This window comes from Streptococcus bouchesdurhonensis (genome assembly GCF_948472335.1).
In genome coordinates this window covers 1-23,828 of the sequence record NZ_CAOKTW010000016.1, presented here as the reverse complement: position 1 = coordinate 23,828, position 23,828 = coordinate 1, and the positions used below count along the sequence as shown (strand labels likewise).

Sequence of the window (23,828 nt, the reverse complement as noted above, 5' to 3'; positions counted from 1 at the left end):
ATTTTATGGTTGTTCTCGTTTATTATTACTTCCAATTCTTGAGTGAAATTTCTCCGCTATTGAGCCAGATTTCTTTTCCGTTATCACATTGCACCAAAAGCTTTCCATTTTCAGAGATATTTTTAGCAAGTCCTTTGTAGTCTTTTTGATCTAGTGTAAAAGTAAGTTCTTTTCCAAGAACAAATGACTGTTTTTTATATAGGTATAACAACTCATCTGCTGGTGTTTCGAAGAAAGTGCGCCATATTTCGATAATTAATTCATTTCTGGTAATAGGTGCTGGTACATTAAATAAACTAGCAGCTTTTTCTTTTAATTCTTGAGGGAAGTCTTTAATAGTAAAGTTGATTCCTACTCCAATAATGATATCTGTGACTAGGCCTGATTCTACAGACGTCATTGCCTCAGTGAGGATTCCTCCAATTTTATGATTTTTGAGGTAGATATCATTGACCCATTTTATGTCGACATCTATTAAAGTTAGGTTCTTAATGGCTTTGTAGATAGCTCCTGCTACAAGTAGTGTGTAGGATGGTAATTGGTCATAGGGGAGATTTGGTTTAAGATGGAGTGTCATATAAATGCCACCTTGGGGTGAGTAGAAAGAACGTTGAAAACGGCCTCGGCCAGCTGTTTGATAGGAAGCTAGATAGAGGGTGTTTGCTTCATTTCCTAAATCAATTGCTTCTTTTGCATCGAGTTGTGTTGATCTTGTTTCGGGTTTAAAACTGATTTTAATTGGAAGATTTTGTTCTAGAAGTTCTGGAAGAATAAGGTCACCATTCACCAGTTTATAGCCTTTGTTTTTGATACTATCAATTTCAATGCCTTCTTGTTCTAAACGCTTGATGGCTTTCCAAATTGATGTTCGGGTCAGTGATAGTTCTTCTGCAATCTTTTCTCCGCTGATATAGTCGGTTTCTTTAGCTAGAATTTTGTAGACGGCTTGGTAGGATTTCATAGTGTTTCCTTTCTCACTAGTTGGTGTTGAGAATATTCTTTTCTTGTTTGACTTGGAGTCTGATTAAAGTATTGTTTATAAGCTTTAGAAAAATGTAGTGGATCTGAAAAGCCTACCGAGTATGCAATTACCTTGATTGACTCTTGGGTATTTTCGAGGAGTTGTTTAGCTCGATACATTCGAACGTATAGTAGGTATTCTTTTGGAGATAAGGTGTTAAATTCTTTGAATACGCTTGATAAGTAGCTTCTGTGAACGGATAGTTCTTTTGCTAAATCTTGAATTGTAAGTGATTGAGGATAGTGGCTATCAATTAATCGTTTGCATTCAAGATAGAGTTGGTGGGTCGATGAAATATTCTTTTTCTTCTGATTGGGAGCAATAGTTCCCAGATGAAACATCAGTTCATGGAGTTGTCCCATGATATGGAGTTGAGCTAATTCATTTGATTTGGTAATCTGAGCGAAGCGGACAATGTCTGAGATGAGTTTTGCAGTAGTCTGGGTATGACAAGTTTCAGATTGGATGAGATAAGATTGGTCAGAAATTTGAGAAAGAGCAAAATAATCAGGAGCTTTCCCTCCAGTGATTCCTAACCAGTAGTAGGCCCAAGGTTCTTTACTATCTGCTTGATAAAAGGTTAGTTCATCTGGTTTTAATAGAAAGAAATCTCCTTCTTTTAAATCAACAATTTTACCCTTGTAATGAAATTTTCCTTGTCCTTTAGTAATGTAATGTAGGACGTATGTATCTCGAATTGTTGGACCAAAAGAGTAATTTGGTGTGCATTCCTCATATCCATAAAAGCTTAGGGAAAGGTCAATTGTTCCAGTCTGGTATTCTGAAAAAACTAGCATGTGCTACCTCCTACCTAACATTTTACCATATTCTTGAGACATTTTTCTATTTCGGAAAGCGATTTCAGATGATAAAATATAATCTATAAAGTGATGAGGTGAAGTAAATGGGAGTTAGGATAGAGAATAATCTATTTTATGTTGAAAGTAAAAATCTAAGTTTGATTATTGAAAATCGAAATGGCTACTTACTTTTGAAACATTTAGGAAAGACTATTAAGAACTATAAAGGTTCCAATAGTGTTTATGAACGAGACCATGCCTTTTCAGGAAATCCAACAGCTACTAATCGAACCTTTAGTTTAGATACTCAACGTCAAATTTTTGGACAACATGGCTTAGGAGATTTTAGGAAACCAACTATACAGATTCAGCATAGTGTAACTGAAGTAACAGACTTTCGATTTGTAGAAGCAAAAATTTTAAAAGGTCAGAATGGTCCACAGGGCTTACCTTCTCCACATAGCATGGATGATATAGAAACTCTTGTCTTAGTGTTAGAAGATTCTAAGGCTCAACTTAGTCTGAATTTGTATTATACTGCTTTTAATAATGATTCGACAATTGCTAGCTACAGTAAATTAGAGAATAATAGTAATCAGGAAGTTGTCATTCATAAAGATTTTTCTTTTATGGCTGATTTCCCTACTGCAGCTTACGAAATCGTAACTCTTCAGGGAGCTTATGCTCGTGAAAAGACTGTCAGACGTCAACAGGTAGAACAAGGAATCTTTTCGATTAGTTCGAACCGTGGAGCTTCTGGGCATGCTCAAACACCAGTTCTTTTACTATGTGATCAAGGAGTCACAGAGGATGCTGGGAATGTGTTTGCTATTCAACTAATGTATAGTGGAAACTTTGAAGCTTTTGTTCAAAAGAATCAATTGAATGAAGTTCGGCTGGCTATTGGGATTAATCCGGAAAACTTTTCTTGGAAGTTAGACCCTGAGGAATACTTTGAAACACCGGTAGCTTTAATGACCTATTCAGACAAGGGATTAACTGGTGTTAGTCATGAAAGTCAGAATTTTGTACTGAAGCACATTATGCCAAGTAAATTTTCTACAAAAGAACGCCCAATTCTAATTAATAACTGGGAAGCTACTTACTTTGACTTTCAGAGAGAAAAACTGTTAGAGCTAGCTGATGAAGCTAAGAAAGTTGGCATTGAACTTTTTGTATTAGATGATGGTTGGTTTGGCAATCGTTTTGATGATAATCGTGCTTTAGGTGATTGGGTTGTTAATGAGAAAAAACTGGGTGGAAGCCTAGAAAGTCTGATTTCAGCTATCCATGAAAGAGGTTTGCAGTTTGGACTTTGGTTAGAACCTGAAATGATTTCTGTAGATAGTGATTTGTATCGTAAACATCCTGACTGGGCTATTCAGGTTCCTGGTTATGAGCATACTTATTCTCGGAATCAATTAGTACTTAATCTTGCCAATCCTCAGGTAGTAGAATACTTGAAAAATGTCTTAGATCAACTCCTATCTTATCATGAGATTGATTATATTAAATGGGATATGAATCGTAATATGACCAACCTAGGAAATGGCTTTACTTATCTAGAGACAAAGATGCAATCTCATCAGTACATGTTGGGGCTTTACGAACTCGTTTCTTATCTAACAGAGAAACACAGCCATATTCTCTTTGAGTCCTGCTCTGGTGGCGGTGGACGAAATGATCTTGGTATGATGCGCTATTTCCCACAAGTCTGGGCTAGTGATAATACTGATGCTATTGAACGTTTACCAATTCAATACGGTTCATCCTATCTCTATCCAACCATTTCTATGGGGGCTCATGTGTCAGCAGTACCGAATCATCAGATGGGGCGAACGACACCATTAGAAACACGTGGTCATGTAGCAATGATGGGAAATTTGGGATTTGAGCTTGATTTGACAAGTTTATCAGCTGAAGAGAAAGCTGAGATTGCTAATCAGGTGAACTTGTATAAAGAATTACGACCAGTAGTTCAGTTAGGACAACAGTATAGACTAATTAATCCTGATACTGCATCCAATGAAGCAGCTGTACAATTTAATTACAAAAATCAAACGATTGTAACCTACGTTCGCGTTTTGTCAGTTGTAGAGACCATGGAAACAACTTTAAAGTTAAAAGATTTGGATGAAGAGGGACTATATGAATTACAGGAAAATGGCGAAGTTTACTCAGGTGCAGAACTAATGTATGCGGGTTTAACTGTTATTTTATCCCAAGGAGATTTTTTGAGTAGACAGTATATTTTTAGAAGACTATAATAAAGGTGTATAAATTTATAAAGGAGGCTTTCCAATGAAATGGTATAAGAAAGCAGGTTTTCTTTTAGTCGCTGGGGCTAGTTTACTAGGCCTAGCGGCTTGTGGTCAGAATAATCAATCGACTGATGGAAAGGTAACGATTGAATTTTTTAACCAGAAGACCGAAATGGCGGATACTTTGCAAAAAATTGTAGATAATTTTGAAAAGGATCATCCTACTATTGATGTAAAACTGACGACTGTTCCGGCAGCTGGCATTGTTCTGAAGACTCGGATTTTATCAGGAGATGTTCCAGATATTGTTAATATCTATCCTCAAAATATGGATTTTCAGGAGTGGGCAAAAGCAGGTTACTTTGCAGATATGACAGGGAAATCTTATCTTGAGAATATTAAGAATGACTATGCAGAAAAGTATGCAATCAATAACAAGATTTATAGTGTGCCTTTAACTGCTAACCTTTATGGAATTTATTACAATAAAACAAAGTTTAAGGAATTAGGACTTGAGGAACCGAAGACTTTTAAAGAGTTTCAAGAGATTGTTAAAAAGATAAAAGATAGTGGGAATTCTCCGTTTGCAGTTGCAGGCAATGAAGGATGGACATTAAACGGTTATCACCAACTTTCTCTCATTACCATTACAGGCAGTGGAGACGCAGCTAATAACTATCTTCGCTTTTCAAAACCAAATGCTATTTCTGTAGATGATGCTATTTTAAAAGCAGATGCAGAACGACTAGATTTGTTGGCGGATAATGCTCAAGATGGATGGCGTGGTGCCTCTTATAATGATGCGGTGGTAGCATTCTCGAATGAAAAAGCTTTTATGATGCCACAAGGATCATGGGCATTAGCGGCAATTAATCAACAGGATCCAAAATTTGATGTGGGGATGTTTGCCTTCCCAGGAGAAGAAGTAGGAAAAGAAGTCACTGTTGGTGCAGGGGACATGGCATTATCAACTTCGGCTACTACCAAACATCCTAAAGAAACCGAAGAATTTATCAGCTATATGACTAGTCCAAAAGCTATGCAGTCATATTATGATGTAGATGGATCACCAGTTGCGGTGAAAGGCATACAGGAAAAAGAAGATTCAGCGCTTGCAGAGATTTCTAAACTGGCCTTTACGGATAAACATTATGTTTGGTTGGGCCAACGCTGGAACTCTGAAGAAGACTTTTTTAATCTAAGTACAGGTTACCTGATGGATAAAAATCTGAAAAATATGGCAAACAATCTCAATGCTTTCTTTAATCCAATGAAGGCAGATTTGGACTAGAATAGGAGTTAAGATGATATGGCTATTCGAAAATTTTTAAATAAATACTGGGGTTGGACATTTTTGCTCATCCCGCTTGCTTTACAAGCTATCTTCTTTTACTTTCCGATGGTACAAGGTGCTTTCTATAGTTTGACTAACTGGACTGGATTGACCTATAATTATAAATTTGTTGGTTTGAACAACTACAAATTGCTGATGATTGATGGGAAATTCTTCACAGCCATTGCTTTTACTTTGATTTTAACCCTAGCATTGATTATTGGAGAGATTACAATTGGGATGGTTGTGGCTCGAGCCTTAAATTCTAAGATGAAAGGGCAGACCTTCTTTAGAGCTTGGTTCTTTTTCCCAGCTGTTTTGTCTGGTTTGACAGTTTCCTTGATTTTTAAACAATTCTTCAACTATGGTCTTCCAACGATTGGAAAAATTTTAGGGATTAGTTTTTTACAAGAAAGTCTATTAGGAACACCAATCGGAGCGGTAGTGGCAACTATTTTTGTTCTTCTATGGCAAGGAGTAGCAATGCCGATTATTCTCTTTCTTGCTGGTCTTCAGAGTATTCCATCTGATATTTTGGAGGCGGCATCAATTGATGGTGCAACAAGCAAACAAACTTTTTGGAAAATTGAATTACCATATTTGTTGCCAACGATTTCTATGGTTTTTATCCTAGCTCTTAAGTCCGGTTTGACTGCCTTTGACCAAATTTTTGCCTTGACGAGTGGTGGTCCTAATAATGCTACAACGTCTCTTGGTCTTTTAGTCTACAACTATGCCTTCAAGAGTAATCAATATGGATATGCGAATGCAATTGCCTTGATTTTATTCTTAATTATTGGAATTGTTTCTCTGATCCAAATCAAACTATCAAAGAAATTTGAAATCTAATAAGGGGGTCTTACACATGAAAAAAGAAGAAAAATTGAATCAGTTTTGGAAGTATGTCCTCTTGATAGTAGGTGGTATTCTCATACTTGTTCCTTTGTTGGTAACGGTTTTTAGTTCCTTCAAGACAACCAAGGATATCATGAATCATTTCTTTGGTTTGCCCAATCCTTTTACATTAAGCAATTATGAACGATTAGTTTCGGATGGGATTGGAGGCTATTTCTGGAATTCAGCTGTTATTACGGTGTTATCATTGATTGTAGTAGCCTTCTTTATACCAGCTGCAGCTTATTCCATTGCTCGAAATATGTCCAAGAAAAAAGCCTTTGCAATTATGTATTCGCTCTTGATCTTAGGGATATTTGTTCCATTTCAGGTGATTATGATTCCTATCACAGTTATGATGAGCAAACTCGGCCTGGCAAATATGTGGGGGTTGGTACTACTTTATCTAACTTATGCAATTCCACAGACCCTCTTCTTGTATGTTGGTTATATTAAAATCAGTGTACCAGATAGTTTAGATGAAGCTGCAGAAATTGATGGGGCTGATCGATTTACAACTTACCGTCGAATTATCTTTCCAATGCTGAAGCCCATGCATGCTACAACCTTGATTATCAATGCATTATGGTTCTGGAATGACTTTATGTTGCCATTGTTAATTTTGAATAAGGATTCCAAAATGTGGACTTTGCCTCTCTTCCAGTACAACTACCAAGGTCAGTATTTTAATGACTATGGGCCAAGTTTTGCATCCTATATTGTAGGAATTGTAACAATTACTGTCGTCTACCTCATCTTCCAAAAACATATTATTTCAGGCATGAGCAACGGAGCAGTGAAGTAAGAAGAACTCATAGAATCTATAGTCTTTGACACAGAGGAAGGGTTCAGCTTGTTGATAATTCTATGTAGAAAACAAGAAAGTAGTACTTAGTTTATCACAGTCTATATTAGTACGAGTTTGATGATAAACAGAGATTTAATACTCAATGAAAATCAAAGAGCAAACTAGGAAGCTAGCCGCAGGTTGCTCAAAGCACAGCTTTGAGGTTGCAGATAAAGCTGACGTGATTTGAAGAGATTTTCGAAGAGTATAACATGAACTTGATTTACGAAGCCAAGTCATATAAGACTTGGCTTCAATTAGAAAAAGGAGAGTAATGATGCCAATTCAGAATAAAACCATGTTGATTACCTATTCAGATAGTCTGGGAAATAATCTTAAAGACTTATATGAGAATTTGGAAGAGTATTTTGGAGATGCTATTGGGGGAGTTCACCTTCTACCATTTTTCCCATCAACAGGTGATCGTGGATTTGCGCCAGTTGACTACGACGAAGTGGATTCAGCTTTTGGTGATTGGGAGGATGTTAAGCGTTTAGGTGAGAAATATTATCTTATGTTTGACTTTATGATTAATCATATTTCTCGTCAATCTAAGTATTATAAGGACTATCAAGAAAAACATGAAGCCAGTGAATTTAAAGATCTCTTTTTAAACTGGGATAAGTTTTGGCCAGAAAACCGTCCGACACAGTCTGATGTAGATTTAATTTACAAGCGTAAGGATCGTGCACCAAAGCAAGAGATTGTGTTTGAAGATGGGTCAGTCGAACATTTGTGGAATACCTTTGGTGAGGAGCAGATTGATCTTGATGTGACCAAAGAAGTAACGATGGAATTTATCCGTAAGACCATTCAGCACTTGGCAAGTAACGGGTGTGATTTGATTCGTCTAGACGCCTTTGCTTATGCAGTGAAGAAGTTGGATACCAATGATTTCTTTGTGGAACCAGATATTTGGGATTTGTTGGATAAAGTCCGAGATATCGCTGCTGAGTATGGGACAGAGCTCTTACCTGAGATTCATGAACATTATTCTATTCAGTTTAAAATAGCGGATCATGATTACTATGTTTATGATTTTGCCCTTCCAATGGTGACTCTTTATACTCTTTACAGTTCCAGAACAGAGCGCTTAGCCAAGTGGTTAAAGATGAGCCCGATGAAGCAATTTACGACACTAGATACCCATGATGGGATTGGAGTGGTGGATGTCAAGGATATCCTGACCGATGAAGAAATTGACTATGCTTCAAATGAGCTCTATAAGGTTGGAGCGAATGTCAAACGTAAGTACTCCAGTGCAGAGTATAACAATCTAGATATCTACCAAATCAATTCAACCTACTATTCTGCGCTTGGAGATGATGATGTCAAGTATTTCCTTGCCCGTCTGATTCAAGCTTTTGCCCCAGGTATTCCCCAAGTCTACTATGTGGGTCTACTAGCAGGAAAGAATGACCTGGAATTATTAGAAGAAACCAAAGAAGGTCGAAATATTAATCGTCATTACTATAGCAATGAGGAAATAGCAGAAGAAGTCCAACGTCCTGTAGTGAAGGCCCTTCTCAATCTATTTTCTTTCCGTAATCGTTCAGAAGCATTTGATTTAGAAGGAACTATTGACGTTAAAACACCAACAGCCCACAGCATTGTAATCAAACGTCAAAATAAAGATAAGTCCGTAACAGCAGTAGCAGAAATTGATTTGCAAAATCAGACTTATCGGGTAATTGAGAACGGAATTGAAGTAACATTTTGAAGCCTTGATATGGTTGATAAAATAGGGTTTTTATTTTAGAAAACGTTTCCTTTGTTTTCAAATTGCTAAAAAAGTGGTACAATATAGGGTAGCTTACTATTATCTGAATCAATTGATTTGGAGAGAAAGGATTCATTTTGAAATCAATAGGCTTTATTGAAAAGCTGAAAGGGTTGTCTAGTAAAGAGCTGATTTTATTGGGAATTATCCTGAGTATCTTTTTACCCTTTTATCTTTTTGTAGTTGTATTCTGTTTATATATTATCAGTTTAATTTTTACAGGGGATATGAAAAGTATTCTTCAGAAAATGGGGGAGCATCCGATGCTGCTTCTTTTTCTTGGCTATAGTACTGTTATATCCGTTTTTGCACAAAATTGGATGGGAGTTGTGGCTTCGGTAGGAATTTTTCTTTTTACTATTTTCTTTTTGCACTATCAGTCGATTTTATCACATAAATTCTTTCGTTTGATTTTGCAGCTCGTCTTATTTGGTAGTGTATTGTCAGCTGCTTTTGCGAGTTTAGAGCATTTCCAAATTGTGAAGAAATTCAACTATGCTTTTCTTTCACCCAATATGCAGGTCTGGCATCAGAATAGAGCAGAAGTGACCTTCTTTAATCCTAATTATTATGGAATTATTTGTTGTTTCTGTATCATGATTGCCTTCTATCTGTTTACAACGACCAAGTTGAATTGGTTGAAAGTATTCTGTGTGATTGCAGGCTTTGTGAATCTCTTTGGTTTGAACTTTACTCAAAATCGAACTGCCTTTCCTGCTATTATCGCTGGAGCAATCATCTATCTCTTTACGACCATTAAAAACTGGAAGGCCTTTTGGCTTAGTATTGGGGTCTTCGCGATTGGCTTGAGTTTCCTCTTTTCTAGTGATTTGGGAGTTCGGATGGGGACTTTGGATTCTTCTATGGAAGAGCGCATTTCTATCTGGGATGCTGGGATGGCCTTGTTTAAGCAAAATCCTTTTTGGGGTGAGGGGCCATTGACCTACATGCACTCTTATCCTAGGATAAATGCTCCTTATCATGAACATGCTCACAGTCTATATATCGATACGATTCTGAGTTACGGAATTGTGGGGACTATTTTATTAGTTTTGTCTTCTGTTGCTCCTGTTCGATTGATGATGGATATGAGTCAGGAGTCGGGGAAACGTCCGATTATCGGTCTTTATCTGTCTTTCCTTACAGTGGTTGCTGTACATGGAATTTTTGACTTGGCCCTCTTCTGGATTCAGTCAGGTTTCATTTTCTTACTAGTTATGTGCAGTATTCCGTTGGAGCATCGAACTTTGGTATCGGACATGACGGATTAAGTTTATAAGATTAAAATCTTCTACTTTGGGTAGGAGATTTTTTTACTGGGAAAAATTATTTCCAAATCGAAATAGTTGACAGTTAGAACGATGAGTGTTACAATTGTTTTATTCTTTTCGATATCGAAATAAATTGGAGGTGTTATGAAGGATAGTCATTTGCTAGCCCATCATATTCGTTTGTTGAATGGGCGGATTTTTCAAAAGTTACTGAGCCAAGACCCTGAAGCTCTTTATCGGAGTGAGCAGGGCAAGATTTTAGCGGTTTTATGGAATAGTGAAACTGGCTGTGCAACTGCAACAGATATTGCGCTTGCGACTGGGCTTGCTAACAATACACTGACGACGATGATTAAAAAACTAGAGGAACAAAATCTTGTAGCTATTAGTCCATGTGGAGAAGATAAGCGTAAGAAGTATTTGGTTTTAACAGAGTTGGGGCAGTCTCAGAAAGAAGTGGGGTATCGTGTCAGTCAGAAATTGGATACGATCTTTTACAAAGGATTTTCAGAGGAAGAAATTCGTCAGTTTGAAGCCTTTCAAGAAAGAATTTTGGATAATCTGAAAGAGGAGGAAAATGAGGATTAAAATGGAGCAAATTAGCTGTTTATAAGTAAAGACCACTTTTGACTTTGTTTTCCAACTCTTAGGACAAGGAAACTATGTGGTTAGCTATGGTCAGACTCAGATTGGTGGAGTTGCCTATGCCCAGTATGACATCTTCCGTCTAGAAAACGGGAAAATTGTGGAACATTGGGATAATAAGGAAGTCATGCCTAAGGTAGAAGACTTGACCAATAGAGGGAAGTTTTAAATTGAGGATACAGAATGATTGAATACAAAAATGTGGCGCTACGCTACACAGAAAAAGATGTCTTGAGAGATGTTAATTTACGGATTGAGAATGGCGAGTTTATGGTTTTAGTTGGTCCATCTGGATCAGGTAAGACGACCATGATCAAGATGGTCAACCGCCTCTTGGAACCGACTGATGGAAATATTTATATGGATGGCAAGCGTATCAAAGACTATGATGAGCGTGAACTTCGTCTTTCTACTGGTTATGTTTTACAGGCCATTGCTCTCTTTCCAAATCTAACGGTTGCTGAAAATATTGCCCTGATTCCTGAGATGAAGGGCTGGACTAAGGAAAAAATTGCTCAGAAAACAGAAGAGCTTTTGGCCAAGGTTGGCTTGCCAGTAGCTGAGTATGGGCATCGTTTACCTAGTGAACTATCTGGTGGGGAGCAACAGCGTGTTGGAATTGTACGGGCTATGATTGGTCAGCCTAAGATTCTCCTCATGGATGAACCTTTTTCGGCTCTTGATGCTATTTCGAGAAAACAGTTGCAGATTCTGACGAAAGAATTGCATAAAGAATTTGGGATGACAACGATTTTTGTAACCCATGATACGGATGAAGCTCTGAAATTGGCGGACCGTATTGCTGTCTTGCAGGATGGAGAGATTCGTCAGGTGGCGAATCCCGAGACGATTTTAAAAGCTCCTGCAACAGATTTTGTAGCAGACTTGTTTGGAGGTAGTGTACATGACTAATTTAATTGCAACTTTTCAGGATCGTTTTAGTGATTGGTTGACAGCTCTATCTCAACATTTGCAGTTGTCACTTTTGACCTTGTTGCTGGCCATCTTTATAGCGATTCCCTTGGCTGTTTATCTTCGATATCATGAGAAGTTAGCGGATTGGGTCTTACAGATTGCAGGGATTTTCCAGACCATCCCGTCTCTGGCCTTGTTAGGGCTCTTTATTCCCTTGATGGGAATTGGAACCTTGCCGGCTTTGACAGCTCTAGTGATTTATGCGATCTTTCCGATTTTACAAAATACCATCACTGGACTCAAGGGAATTGATCCAAGTCTACAAGAGGCTGGGATTGCCTTTGGGATGACTAGGTGGGAGCGTCTCAAGAAGTTTGAAATTCCACTTGCTATGCCTGTTATGATGTCTGGGATTCGGACGGCAGCGGTCTTGATTATCGGTACGGCAACCTTGGCGGCCTTGATTGGTGCAGGGGGACTGGGTTCCTTTATCCTTTTGGGAATTGACCGTAATAATGCCAGTCTGATTTTGATTGGGGCACTTTCTTCCGCAGTGCTTGCCATTGCCTTTAACTTCCTACTAAAAGTGATGGAAAAGGCAAAATTGCGGACGATTTTCTCTGGTTTTGCCTTGGTGACCATATTGCTTGGTTTGTCTTATAGTCCAGCTCTTTTGGCTCAAAAAGAGAAAGAAAACTTGGTTATTGCTGGGAAATTGGGACCGGAACCAGAAATTTTGGCCAATATGTATAAACTCCTTATTGAAGAAAATACCAGCATGACTGCGACTGTTAAACCGAATTTTGGGAAAACAAGCTTTCTTTATGAAGCTTTGAAAAAAGGCGATATTGACATCTATCCTGAATTTACTGGTACGGTGACTGAAAGTTTGCTGCAACCATCACCTAAAGTGAGTCATGAGCCAGAGCAGGTTTATCAGGTGGCGCGTGATGGTATTGCCAAACAGGATCATCTAGCCTATCTCAAACCCATGTCTTATCAAAATACCTATGCTGTAGCTGTTCCAAAAAAGATTGCTCAAGAATATGGCTTGAAGACCATTTCGGACTTGAAAAAAGTGGAAGGGCAGTTGAAGGCTGGATTTACACTCGAATTTAATGACCGTGAAGATGGAAATAAGGGCTTACAATCAATGTATGGTCTCAATCTCAATGTAGCTACGATGGAACCAGCCCTTCGCTATCAGGCTATTCAGTCAGGTGATATTCAAATCACGGACGCCTATTCGACTGATGCGGAATTGGCGCGTTATGATTTGCAGGTCTTGGAAGATGACAAGCAACTCTTCCCACCTTATCAAGGAGCTCCACTGATGAAAGAAGCTCTTCTCAAGAAACATCCAGAGTTGGAAACAGTTCTCAATAAATTGGCTGGTAAAATTACTGAAAGCCAGATGAGCCAGCTCAACTACCAAGTCGGTGTTGAAGGCAAGTCAGCAGAACAAGTAGCCAAGGAGTTTCTACAAGAACAAGGTTTGTTGAAGAAATAGCTTGAAAAGCTAAACTCAACTTTGTTAAACGACCATATAGAAAACTGCTCAGACAATGTTGTCTGGGCTTTTTTGATTATTGAAAAGATAAAAAACTCAGTAGCCTAGAAATAAGGCAACCGAGCTTTAATCTGTATTCAATTTTTAGGAATGAGAAGGTCTAGATAAAACTGCACAACTTCTTGGTCTGTAAAGTCTTGTCCTTTTTTGAGCCACCAGGTCAATGTCTCGATAAAGTTGGACACGACTAAGTGTTGGAGGTAAGAAGCAGGCAGACTTGGGTGTGCTTCTTTAAACTCATCAGTTAGCATGGGATAGACGTGGTGCTCCAGCTCTCTCCGGAGTTGACGGAGGAAGTAGTCATTCTTGGAGAATAGTAAACTGGTGATATGGTCTTGGTTTTTCTGAAAATGGAGAAAGAGGTGGGCGAGGTAGTCCTCAGTTGAAATGGGTTGCTCTCTTTCAAAGAGATGATGGAAGAGGTGGCGGCAAAGCGCGTCCAGAAGTAGTTCCTTACTCTCATAGTGACAGTAAAAGGTGGATCGTCCCACATCTGCGAGATCAATGATATCCTGAACTGTAGTGGCTTCGTAACCCTTATCGTTTAAAAGTTGTAGAAAAGCTTGATAGATGGCTTTTTTTGTTTTGCTGATACGGCGGTCAATGGTAGTCATATGGACACTTGAGGCAAATTGTTCAGAAATGAATAAAGCTGACGTTTTGCTTCTATCCTTTCTTTGAGTTTTAGTGGATAATGATAATGAACAAGGTATTCATAAATCTATTATAACAAAGGAATGAGAAAGATGAAGGCAAAATATACTGTTTGGGTAGCTTTTTTCTTAAATTTAAGCTATGCTATTGTTGAGTTTATCGCAGGAGGAATCTTCGGTTCAAGTGCTGTTCTTGCTGATTCTATCCATGACTTGGGAGATGCTATAGCAATCGGCATATCGGCCTTTTTAGAAACAATCTCAAATAGAGAAGAAGATAGGCAATACACCTTGGGTTACAAGCGATTTAGTCTTTTAGGGGCCCTAGTGACTGCTGTGATTCTTATCACAGGATCCATTCTAGTGATCTTGGAAAATATAACTAAACTTTTGAATCCACAGCCCGTTAATGACGAAGGCGTCCTCTGGCTAGGAATCATTGCAGTCAGTATCAATGTGCTAGCTAGTCTAGTAGTTCGTAAGGGAAAGACAAAGAACGAGTCAATTCTGAGCCTGCACTTTTTGGAAGATACTCTAGGTTGGTTGGCTGTCATTCTAATGGCGATTATCCTCCGATTTACAGATTGGTATATCCTTGATCCGCTCTTATCGCTTGTCATTTCCATCTTCATTCTAACAAAAGCTATTCCTCGATTTTGGAGCGCACTCAAGATTTTCCTGGATGCTGTGCCAGAAGGACTAGAGACAGGTGATTTGGAGAAGGATTTGGAGGCTCTGACCAATGTCAAAAGTGTCAATCAACTTAGCATTTGGTCCATGGATGGTCTAGAAAATAATGCTATTATCCATATCTGTTTAGAGGATTGGGAGGAGATGACGGAAACAAAGAATCAAGTACGTCAGCTCTTAGAAGAAAGAGGTGTGCAGAATATTACTATCGAAGTGGACACCAGTCAAAGCAATCATGCGCAACATAAGCGAAAGGTAACAGCCTTAGGGCAATCCCATGGGCATCAACACTAGAAAAAGCGGCTGAGACAAAACTCAATTTCAAGAGAAAATGAAGTAAATCTTCATACAAAAAAACGTATAGTATCAAGGGTTTTCAATGTCTGATACTATGCGCTTTTTGCTTTTAAAGACTTTTTTTCCAGTTTCTTTGGTATCATATTTGAAAGACGCTTTCCCCAACCTCTTTCTTTGATTGATGAAAAGGTATGCTAATAAGAGAACTGATAATGATAAAAGATTTTTCGATTAGATACAAAATGCTTGACTTGGAGTCAACTCAAAGTTATATAATAAGATAAGTGAGTTAGAATAGCTTAAATTCAGTGAATGAGAGGAGGTTAGTGTATGAATATTAAATCTGCTAGTGACTTGTTGGGAATTTCAGCGGATACGATTCGGTACTATGAACGGGTTGGTCTTGTGCCACCGATTACTCGAACTGCAACTGGAATTCGTGATTTTCAAGATCATGATATTGAAGCTCTGGAATTTATTAAGTGTTTTCGTTCGGCAGGTGTCTCTGTAGATAGTTTAGTTGACTATATGTCTCTCTACCAAAAGGGGGATGAAACGCGAGAGGAAAGGCTTGGTATTTTAGAAGAGGAACAGAAAAAATTAGAGGAACGCTTGTCTCAGTTACAGGTGGCTTTAAATCGCTTAAATCTCAAAATTAAACTTTACAAGGAAGGAAAATTTTAAATGAAATCAGCAGTATATACAAAGGCAGGGCAGGTTGGACTTGCTAGCATTGAACGTCCGCAAATTATAGACGCAGATGATGTGATTATTCGTGTAGTTCGCGCGTGCGTTTGCGGATCGGATCTGTGGAGGTACCGTAATCCAGAAACGAAAGCTGGACACAAAAATAGTGGACACGAAGCGATTGGGATTGTTGAAGAAGCTGGGGAAGCCATTACGACGGTGAAACCAGGTGATTTTGTCATTGTCCCTTTTACACATGGATGTGGTGAGTGTGATGCCTGTCTTGCTGGCTTTGACGGTTCTTGCGACAATCATATTGGTAATAACTTGGGAGGCGATTTTCAGGCGGAATATATTCGTTTCCACTATGCAAACTGGGCGCTGGTTAAAATCCCTGGACAACCTTCTGACTACACAGAAGGTATGCTAAAGTCCCTCTTGACTCTTGCTGATGTCATGCCGACAGGCTATCATGCGGCGCGTGTTGCTAATGTTCAAAAAGGGGATAAGGTTGTGGTCATTGGTGATGGTGCTGTAGGTCAATGTGCTGTCATCGCGGCGAAGATGCGTGGTGCATCGCAAATTATCCTTATGAGTCGTCATGAAGATCGTCAAAAGATGGCTCTGGAGTCGGGTGCGACAGCTATTGTAGCTGAGCGAGGTCAAGAAGGTATTGCCAAGGTGCGTGAGATTCTAGGTGGTGGTGCAGATGCAGCTCTGGAATGTGTTGGAACAGAAGCAGCGGTTGATCAAGCTCTTGGTGTTCTCCATAATGGAGGGCGTATGGGATTTGTAGGAGTCCCACACTATAATAATCGTGCTCTTGGTTCGACATTTATGCAAAATATCTCTGTAGCAGGTGGGGCAGCTTCTGCTACAACATACGATAAGCAATTTTTACTAAAAGCTGTTCTGGATGGCGATATCAATCCAGGTCGCGTCTTTACTTCAAGTTATAAACTGGAAGATATCGACCAGGCTTACAAAGACATGGATGAACGTAAGACCATTAAGTCTATGATTGTGATGGACTAAAAAAGAAAATCCTAATGGAGATTTGAGACTCTCTATTAGGATTTTTTGTCATGTTTAATTTGTGGAGTTATGGCAGAGTACTCTCTCTTAATGTCAGTCTGGTTCCCAGCATAGTCAGGCTAGGTATTTTGCGACCGTGGAGCACTTCCTTATTAAGAATATCCATACCTGCTCGGCCCATTTCTTCGGTATAGACGGTGATGCTGGAGAGGGGAGGATAGACTTGCTTGGTCAGGCTGGTGTCGTTAAAGGAAATAAGACTGACGTGGTCTGGTAGGCTGATTCCAGCTTCTTGGAGGGCACGGAGGGCACCGATAGCTAAACTATCGCTGGCTGCGAAAAAGGCTGGTGGGAGTTGGTCTCCTAAACTCTGAATGGCCTCTTTCATTAAGTCATAGCCAGACTGGGCAGTAAAGCTTCCTTGAAAGACTAGTTCATCATGATAGATTCCCTTTGCTTGACTGTAGTTTCTGAAATTTTCCAGCCGCTTATCCTCAATGATTTCTTCTTGGTCGGTTGTTTCCTCAAGCCCTGTTAGAATCCCGATACGATCCATTCCTTGACTGAGGAAATAATCGACAACCTGTTTCATAGCAGTGTAAAAATCCGTGATAATGCAGGTATGTCCCATGGAAAGTGTATCGCTATCTAAAAATACAAGAGGCTTTTGGTATTCTTCAAAGGCAGAAATCTGAGCTCGGCTAAACTTTCCGATGCAGAGAATCCCAATCACTTCCTCGCTTAATGTAAAAGGATGGTCATTAAAATAGCGCAAGATATCATAGTCCAATTCTTGGGCTCTTTTTTCAATACCGAGACGAATCTGGTAGTAGTAGAGGTCGTCTAGTTCCCCCTGCTCGCTGACCCATTGGATAATGGCAATCTTTTGCTTGGGCTTGTGGGACTCGCCTGTCTTGAGGTGCTTGGTGTAGCCCAGCTCTTCAGCAACAGTTAAAATACGGTGTCTTGTTTCTTCTGTAACAGATAGGCTCTGGTCGCGGTTGAGGACACGGGAAACGGTCGCGATAGAGACAGAGGCTAGCTGTGCAATGTCTTTTAAAGTAGCCATAAATCCTCCTTGATTAGATTAGTATATCATATTTTTCTGTATTTTACTGATAGTTTAGTAAAAGTTTAGTAAAAAGGATTGACCTTGGGAAATCCCTTGGATACAATAGAAGAAAACGATTACACGTTAAGGTAACTTAACGGACAGTAAAAGGAGAAATCATATGACACAACATCTTACTGCTGAAGCTCTTCGTAAAGACTTTCTTGCTGTTTTTGGTCAAGAAGCAGACCAAACATTCTTTTCACCAGGTCGTATCAACTTGATTGGAGAGCACACAGACTATAATGGTGGACATGTATTTCCAGCAGCCATTTCCTTAGGAACTTATGGTGCAGCTCGCAAGCGTGACGACCAAGTTTTACGTTTCTACTCAGCTAACTTTGAGGACAAGGGCATTATCGAAGTGCCTCTCGCTGACCTCAAGTTTGAAAAAGAGCACAACTGGACCAATTATCCAAAAGGAGTTCTTCATTTCTTGCAAGAAGCTGGACATGTGATTGACAAAGGTTTTGATTTTTATGTTTATGGGAATATCCCAAATGGTGCTGGTTTGTCTTCTTCAGCATCCTTGGAACTTTTGACAGGAGTCGTGGCAGAGCATCTCTTTGATTTAAAATTAGAGCGTCTCGATTTGGTTAAAATCGGCAAACAAACAGAAAATAACTTTATCGGAGTCAACTCTGGTATCATGGACCAGTTTGCTATAGGTATGGGGGCTGATCAACGTGCTATTTACTTAGATACTAACACTTTAGACTATAATTTGGTACCACTTGATTTGAAGGACAATGTCGTTGTTATCATGAACACCAACAAACGCCGTGAATTGGCGGACTCTAAATACAATGAACGCCGTGCTGAGTGTGAAAAAGCAGTGGAAGAGTTGCAAGCTGCCTTGGATATTCAGACCTTGGGTGAATTAGACGAGTGGGCCTTTGATCAATATAGCTATCTGATTAAAGACGAAAACCGTTTGAAACGTGCTCGCCATGCTGTGCTTGAAAACCAACGTACCCTTAAGGCTCAAGCAGCCCTTCAAGCAGGAGATTTGGGAACATTTGGTCGTTTGATGAATGCGTCACACGTTTCCCTAGAGCATGATTATGAAGTAACTGGTTTGGAATTGGACACCCTCGTTCACACAGCTTGGGCACAAGAAGGAGTTCTCGGTGCTCGTATGACAGGGGCAGGTTTTGGCGGATGTGCCATTGCCTTGGTGCAAAAAGATGCTGTTGATGCCTTTAAGGAAGCTGTTGGCAAACACTACGAGGAAGTAGTTGGATACGCTCCAAGCTTCTATATCGCTGAAGTTGCAGGTGGCACTCGCGTCCTTGACTAGTCAAAAGGAGGCTCTATAGTGACCTTAGTAGATAAATTTGTAACACATGTCATTTCTGAAAGTTCATTTGAGGAAATGGATCGAATCTACCTGACCAATCGTGTCTTGGCACGAGTGGGAGACGGTGTTTTGGAAGTTGAGACTGGTCTAGATAAAGTGATTGACCTCAAGGACCAGCTGGTTGAGGAAGCTGTTCGATTAGAAACGATTGAGGATAGTCAGACTGAGCGTGAAATCCTCGGTGCTGAACTGATGGACTTGGTGACCCCTTGTCCAAGTCAGGTCAATCGTGACTTTTGGGCAACCTACGCCCGATCTCCTGAGCAATCGATAGAGGATTTTTACCAACTCAGTCAGAAAAATGACTACATCAAACTCAAGGCCATTGCTAAAAATATTGCTTATCGTGTTCCATCTGATTACGGTGAACTTGAAATTACTATCAATCTCTCTAAGCCTGAAAAGGATCCCAAAGAGATTGCGGCAGCCAAGTTGGTGCAAGCTAGTAATTATCCTCAGTGTCAGCTTTGTCTAGAGAATGAGGGCTATCATGGTCGGGTCAACCACCCAGCTCGTAGCAACCACCGTATTATCCGCTTTGAAATGGCGGGTCAGGAGTGGGGGTTCCAGTATTCGCCCTATGCTTACTTTAATGAGCACTGTATTTTCTTAGATGGCCAGCATCGTCCCATGGCTATCAGTCGTCAGAGTTTTGAGCGTCTGCTAGCTATCGTAGAGCAGTTTCCGGGCTATTTTGCTGGATCTAATGCCGACTTGCCGATTGTGGGGGGCTCTATTCTAACTCATGATCATTATCAGGGAGGCCGTCACGTATTTCCTATGGAATTGGCTCCCTTGCAAAAGACTTTCTCTTTTACTGGTTTTGAACAGGTCAAGGCTGGGATTGTCAAGTGGCCTATGTCTGTCCTACGTTTGACTTCGGATTCCAAAGAGGAACTAATCAACTTGGCTGACAAGATTTTGCAGGAATGGCGCCAGTATTCAGATCCTGCAGTGCAGATTTTGGCAGAAACAGACGGGATACCGCATCATACCATTACACCTATAGCGCGTAAGCGTGATGGACAGTTTGAGTTGGACTTAGTCTTGAGAGACAATCAGACTTCTGCAGAACATCCTGATGGCATCTATCATCCTCACAATGATGTTCAACATATCAAGAAGGAAAATATCGGCTTGATTGAGGTCATGGGCTTGGCAATCTTGCCACCACGTCTAAAAGAAGAAGTGGAGCAAGTCGCTAGCTATCTTGTAGGAGAAGCTGATACGGTTGCCTCTTATCATCAGGAATGGGCAGACCAACTTAGAGGCCAATATCCAGACATAACAGATAAAGAAAAAGCTCTTGAAATCGTCAGGGACTCTGTGGGTACTATCTTTGCTCGTGTTCTTGAGGATGCAGGAGTCTACAAGCAAACGGAACAGGGACAGGCGGCCTTTATGCGCTTTGTGGAGCAGGTCGGAATTTTGCCAGACTAGGAGCTTTCTCCTTGCACAGTCCTATAAAAAGTAGTATCATAGTGTCGTTTGAAATATCAGGAGGAAACGATGAAAGATTTTCATTTTGACGCTATATCTGCCTTTGAAAATTACGAAATTGAACAAATGAGAGATGGTCACGTTGTGGTGACGACCAAAGTAGTGGACTCGTCTCTCAACTACTATGGCAATGCCCATGGTGGCTATCTATTCACACTATGTGATCAAATAAGTGGTTTGGTGGTTATCTCGCTGGGGCTTGATGGAGTGACACTCCAATCCTCTATCAACTACCTTAAGGCAGGAAAACTCGACGATGTATTGACCATTAAAGGAAAGTGTGTCCATCAAGGTCGCACAACCTGCGTAGTGGATGTCGATATTACCAATCAAGAAGGCAGAAATGTCTGCAAAGCAACCTTTACCATGTTTGTCACAGGTCAGAGGTCAGATGATAGACAGGTAAGGATATAGAGAAACAAAAAAGAGGTTCACACCTCTTTTTTAGTTTCAGATAAATCAATCAATCAATTTCTTTAATAAACTTAGCAATTTCTTTTACAATTTCAGTAACCAAAGCATTTCCCATAAAAAACATTCTCATTTTATCAGATACCTCTACAATAGAACCATCAGATAGTTTCTTTTTAGCTGTCCAATCATCTGGGAAATCCTGAAGGCGTTCAGCTTCAATAGGGGTAATTAATCTATATTTATTGTTTACAAATAATAAATGTGTGGAACGATTAACAGTTCCTTCGGATGTAAGCATTGTTCGTCCTGGAAGGTTTAAATCATCATAAGGGGACATTCCTCCTTCTGAATAGATGTATTGATGTCCGTCAGAGGATGTTCGTTCAATCTTTTTAGGTCCTCTAAGATATTGAAATTTTTCTAGTTTAGCCTGATCAGTTAAAAAATATTTTTCAGGTACTTCAGATTCATCTTGAAGAATTTCTCCTAGAGTAATCGGATTACCATTGTAGTTAGGTTCTGTATCAATAGAATAGTATTTTCCATGTCTCATAATTCCTGTATTCCAAACAGTACCAGTAAAAGTATCTGAAACTTCAACTATATCATTTGGTAACTCATAAAACACATGACGATTTTTAACTGCTATAGGTTTAATAGGAAATTGTTTCGCAAATAGACCTTGATTGAAAATATAGTCATCATACCTATTATCTTCAAAGATTTCTTCATTTTTTTCGTAAAGATTGTCAACTTTTTGGGCAAAGACTGTATCATTGCGATATACGAAAAAGAACACACGACGTCTTCGTTGGCTTCTTCCATACTCAGCAGCATTAATAACTCTCCACTCTACAGAATATCCAAGATTATTAAAAGCTGTGAGCATGATTGCAAAATCACGTCCTCTCTGTTTTGAGGGCGCTTTTAAAAGCCTATCCACATTTTCCAGAATTAAGTATTTGGGTTTAATGATTTCCGTTGCTCTAATGATTTCCCAAAATAAAACTCCTTTTTTTCCTTCAATACCTTTCTCATTTTTCTTGCTACGCGCAACAGAGTAATCTTGGCAAGGAAAACCACCGACAATCATATCGGCATCCATCTTGGAAAATTGTTCGTCTGTTATATCAGAGATACTAATATTGATATTTTCGCTATTGGGGAAGTGATAATCATAGACCTCAAATGCGTCTTGAGATTTACGAGATGGTTCCCATTGGTTTGCCCATTTTGTTTTAAAGAGTTGCTTATCGGCATTCTCTAATCCTATCCGAAAACCGCCAACTCCAGCAAATAGTTCGAGAACTTTCATCTTTTCTCCTTCATTTTTTTACAGTTTAATCCATTATATACTATTTTCAATGATTGATCAAGTATTAATGTTTGCTTTAGTTTAATTTGATATAATATAAAAGATAGGAGAAGAAAATGGATCAAAACTTATTTAACTATAACGATGAAGATATCGATAGTGTTATTGAATATTCTCACAAACTATTAAATAGAAAATTTTCCGATGTTATGGAAGAGTATAATCGTTCACTCTATAAATCATATGACGATTATAATGATAGAGTAGTCTCTGAGGTACAAGATAAAGCAATTAGTATGAAGTCAAAAGGGCAGTATGGAAATTATATTGAAAAATATTTCTATGGTTACCAGCCAAATAGTGACTCGGAAGCTGACTTTGAAAAAATAGGTGTAGAATTAAAAGTTACTCCTTTTAAGATAAACAAAAATGGGACACTTAGTGCCAAAGAACGACTTGTATTAACAATACTAAACTATATGGAGGAAAATTTAGAGGATTTTTACTCCACTCATTTATGGAACAAATGTGCAAAGATTTTGTTATTGTTTTACAATGGCTTAATTCCTAATCAAACAATGAAGGACTATGTCATTGAAAAAATATTTTTATATGAATGGTTCGAGGAGGATATGGCAGTCATCCTTGAAGACTATCAGAAGATTACAAATAAAATCAAAAATGGAAGGGCGCATGAATTATCAGAATCAGATGGAAACTATTTATCAACTTGTACAAAAGGGGCAGGTAAAGGAAAGGATTTAAGACAACAACCCTTTAGTCATGAATTAGCAAAACAAAGAGCTTGGGAATTAAAATCAAGTTATATGACCTACCTGATTAATCATAAAATCTTTAACCAATCAGATCAAGAAAGTGTTCTGGCTAATTTTAGGGGCGAGAAAAAATCATTTACTGAGGTTATTGCAGAGAAAATTCTTTCCTACAAAGGTTTTTCTGAACAAGAGTTATATGATAGATTTGAAGTGAATCCAAAAGCAAAAGGTAAGAATAGTACTCTGATTAGAAAAATTTTAGGCTTAACAGGGGATTTAGATAAGACAAAAGAATTTCAAAAAGCAAACATGAATTTGAGAGTCATTCGAGTAGATAAGAATAATTTACCTAAGGAAGACTCCCCATTTAAAACTTATTATTTTAAAGAACTAGCAGCAATAGATAGTTGGGAATCATCACATGTTTATAATGAAATTTATAATAAACGATTCCTCTTCGTTATTTTTAAGGAAATTGAACCTAAGCTATTTGTATTAGATTCTATCAAATTTTGGGGATTTCAGGATAGACAATTAGAAGAAATCCAAAGAGTGTGGCAGGAAACTAGACAAATTATTTCTGACGGAGTTAAATTAACTCAAAATGGTAATAAAGTTTCAACTAATTTCCCTCAAAGTAAGATAAATAGAAT

The 23,828-nt window shown here is 38.9% G+C and carries 21 protein-coding genes and 1 pseudogene; 17 read left to right on the top strand and 5 right to left on the bottom strand.

All coding sequences use genetic code 11. The features are described from left to right. Nucleotides 1–25 precede the first annotated feature (25 nt). Nucleotides 26–961: a bifunctional biotin--[acetyl-CoA-carboxylase] ligase/biotin operon repressor BirA gene (gene birA / locus QMQ21_RS17895; RefSeq protein ID WP_261814910.1), complete on the bottom strand. Its 936-nt coding sequence runs from the start codon at nucleotides 959–961 to the stop codon at nucleotides 26–28. After that, nucleotides 958–1,818: an AraC family transcriptional regulator gene (locus tag QMQ21_RS17890; RefSeq protein WP_000959991.1), complete on the bottom strand. Its 861-nt coding sequence runs from the start codon at nucleotides 1,816–1,818 to the stop codon at nucleotides 958–960. Before QMQ21_RS17890 ends, birA begins: the two co-directional genes overlap by 4 nt. Before the next feature lie 107 nt (nucleotides 1,819–1,925). On the opposite strand from QMQ21_RS17890, the gene QMQ21_RS17885 reads away from it, so the two are divergent. From QMQ21_RS17885 to QMQ21_RS17840, 10 genes and pseudogenes are all read left to right on the top strand, one after another. After that, entirely contained in the window at nucleotides 1,926–4,088 is a 2,163-nt protein-coding gene (locus QMQ21_RS17885) for an alpha-galactosidase (RefSeq protein ID WP_261034738.1), read from the top strand. A gap of 34 nt (nucleotides 4,089–4,122) precedes the next feature. Further along, on the top strand, nucleotides 4,123–5,373 hold the full coding sequence (locus tag QMQ21_RS17880; protein ID WP_227325836.1) for an extracellular solute-binding protein: 1,251 nt from the start codon (nucleotides 4,123–4,125) through the stop codon (nucleotides 5,371–5,373). A gap of 18 nt (nucleotides 5,374–5,391) precedes the next feature. Beyond that, nucleotides 5,392–6,264 carry a carbohydrate ABC transporter permease gene (locus QMQ21_RS17875; RefSeq protein ID WP_001007686.1) on the top strand — a complete coding sequence of 291 codons (873 nt, stop codon included), beginning with the start codon at nucleotides 5,392–5,394 and terminating at the stop codon, nucleotides 6,262–6,264. Between the two features lie 16 nt (nucleotides 6,265–6,280). Continuing rightward, a complete protein-coding gene (locus QMQ21_RS17870) occupies nucleotides 6,281–7,114 on the top strand; it encodes a carbohydrate ABC transporter permease (RefSeq protein ID WP_000711265.1) in 834 nt (277 codons plus the stop codon). 319 nt (nucleotides 7,115–7,433) lie between these two features. Continuing rightward, nucleotides 7,434–8,876, top strand: coding sequence for a sucrose phosphorylase (gene gtfA, locus QMQ21_RS17865; RefSeq protein ID WP_049499330.1), 1,443 nt, complete (start codon nucleotides 7,434–7,436; stop codon nucleotides 8,874–8,876). Nucleotides 8,877–9,013: 137 nt separating this feature from the next. After that, nucleotides 9,014–10,207: an O-antigen ligase family protein gene (locus QMQ21_RS17860; RefSeq protein ID WP_004258845.1), complete on the top strand. Its 1,194-nt coding sequence runs from the start codon at nucleotides 9,014–9,016 to the stop codon at nucleotides 10,205–10,207. Nucleotides 10,208–10,351: 144 nt separating this feature from the next. Next, nucleotides 10,352–10,795: a MarR family winged helix-turn-helix transcriptional regulator gene (locus tag QMQ21_RS17855; protein ID WP_049502481.1), complete on the top strand. Its 444-nt coding sequence runs from the start codon at nucleotides 10,352–10,354 to the stop codon at nucleotides 10,793–10,795. 34 nt (nucleotides 10,796–10,829) lie between these two features. After that, nucleotides 10,830–11,021 (top strand): annotated as a pseudogene (locus QMQ21_RS17850) (nuclear transport factor 2 family protein); the annotation flags it as partial. 14 nt (nucleotides 11,022–11,035) lie between these two features. Continuing rightward, nucleotides 11,036–11,764 (top strand): ATP-binding cassette domain-containing protein, encoded by a 729-nt coding sequence (locus tag QMQ21_RS17845; RefSeq protein WP_004259046.1) that lies wholly within the window; start codon nucleotides 11,036–11,038, stop codon nucleotides 11,762–11,764. Further along, entirely contained in the window at nucleotides 11,757–13,277 is a 1,521-nt protein-coding gene (locus tag QMQ21_RS17840) for an ABC transporter permease/substrate-binding protein (protein WP_033684815.1), read from the top strand. The genes QMQ21_RS17845 and QMQ21_RS17840 overlap by 8 nt, the downstream gene beginning before the upstream one ends. Before the next feature lie 137 nt (nucleotides 13,278–13,414). Here QMQ21_RS17840 and QMQ21_RS17835 read toward each other — a convergent pair whose 3' ends face one another. Continuing rightward, the gene (locus QMQ21_RS17835; protein ID WP_000207362.1) at nucleotides 13,415–13,951 is read right to left on the bottom strand and encodes a TetR/AcrR family transcriptional regulator; all 537 of its coding nucleotides are present in this window, start codon (nucleotides 13,949–13,951) and stop codon (nucleotides 13,415–13,417) included. Between the two features lie 132 nt (nucleotides 13,952–14,083). Here QMQ21_RS17835 and QMQ21_RS17830 point away from each other — a divergent pair, with 132 nt between their 5' ends. The 3 genes from QMQ21_RS17830 (at nucleotide 14,084) to QMQ21_RS17820 (ending at nucleotide 16,699) form a co-directional block, all read left to right on the top strand. Beyond that, nucleotides 14,084–14,974 carry a cation diffusion facilitator family transporter gene (locus tag QMQ21_RS17830; protein WP_000645152.1) on the top strand — a complete coding sequence of 297 codons (891 nt, stop codon included), beginning with the start codon at nucleotides 14,084–14,086 and terminating at the stop codon, nucleotides 14,972–14,974. Nucleotides 14,975–15,307: 333 nt separating this feature from the next. Then, a complete protein-coding gene (nmlR, locus tag QMQ21_RS17825; RefSeq protein WP_261814908.1) occupies nucleotides 15,308–15,661 on the top strand; it encodes a stress response transcriptional regulator NmlR in 354 nt (117 codons plus the stop codon). Continuing rightward, nucleotides 15,662–16,699, top strand: a complete 1,038-nt coding sequence (locus tag QMQ21_RS17820) for a zinc-binding dehydrogenase (protein WP_261814907.1) — start codon at nucleotides 15,662–15,664, stop codon at nucleotides 16,697–16,699. A gap of 67 nt (nucleotides 16,700–16,766) precedes the next feature. Here the strand turns inward: QMQ21_RS17820 and galR are convergent, their stop codons facing one another. Beyond that, nucleotides 16,767–17,768 carry a DNA-binding transcriptional regulator GalR gene (gene galR, locus QMQ21_RS17815; RefSeq protein WP_084946792.1) on the bottom strand — a complete coding sequence of 334 codons (1,002 nt, stop codon included), beginning with the start codon at nucleotides 17,766–17,768 and terminating at the stop codon, nucleotides 16,767–16,769. 163 nt (nucleotides 17,769–17,931) lie between these two features. On the opposite strand from galR, the gene QMQ21_RS17810 reads away from it, so the two are divergent. The 3 genes from QMQ21_RS17810 to QMQ21_RS17800 all read left to right on the top strand — a co-directional run bounded on the left by QMQ21_RS17810 (nucleotide 17,932) and on the right by QMQ21_RS17800 (nucleotide 21,084). After that, nucleotides 17,932–19,110, top strand: a complete 1,179-nt coding sequence (locus tag QMQ21_RS17810) for a galactokinase (protein ID WP_261814906.1) — start codon at nucleotides 17,932–17,934, stop codon at nucleotides 19,108–19,110. Between the two features lie 18 nt (nucleotides 19,111–19,128). Then, nucleotides 19,129–20,610: a UDP-glucose--hexose-1-phosphate uridylyltransferase gene (locus QMQ21_RS17805; protein WP_261814905.1), complete on the top strand. Its 1,482-nt coding sequence runs from the start codon at nucleotides 19,129–19,131 to the stop codon at nucleotides 20,608–20,610. 69 nt (nucleotides 20,611–20,679) lie between these two features. Beyond that, the gene (locus QMQ21_RS17800) at nucleotides 20,680–21,084 is read left to right on the top strand and encodes a PaaI family thioesterase (protein ID WP_173277625.1); all 405 of its coding nucleotides are present in this window, start codon (nucleotides 20,680–20,682) and stop codon (nucleotides 21,082–21,084) included. Between the two features lie 49 nt (nucleotides 21,085–21,133). Here QMQ21_RS17800 and QMQ21_RS17795 read toward each other — a convergent pair whose 3' ends face one another. Next, nucleotides 21,134–22,399 (bottom strand): DNA cytosine methyltransferase, encoded by a 1,266-nt coding sequence (locus tag QMQ21_RS17795; protein WP_173277624.1) that lies wholly within the window; start codon nucleotides 22,397–22,399, stop codon nucleotides 21,134–21,136. Nucleotides 22,400–22,515: 116 nt separating this feature from the next. On the opposite strand from QMQ21_RS17795, the gene QMQ21_RS17790 reads away from it, so the two are divergent. After that, the coding region (locus tag QMQ21_RS17790) for a Sau3AI family type II restriction endonuclease (protein ID WP_261814904.1) at nucleotides 22,516–23,828 on the top strand (1,313 nt) is incomplete at its 3' end.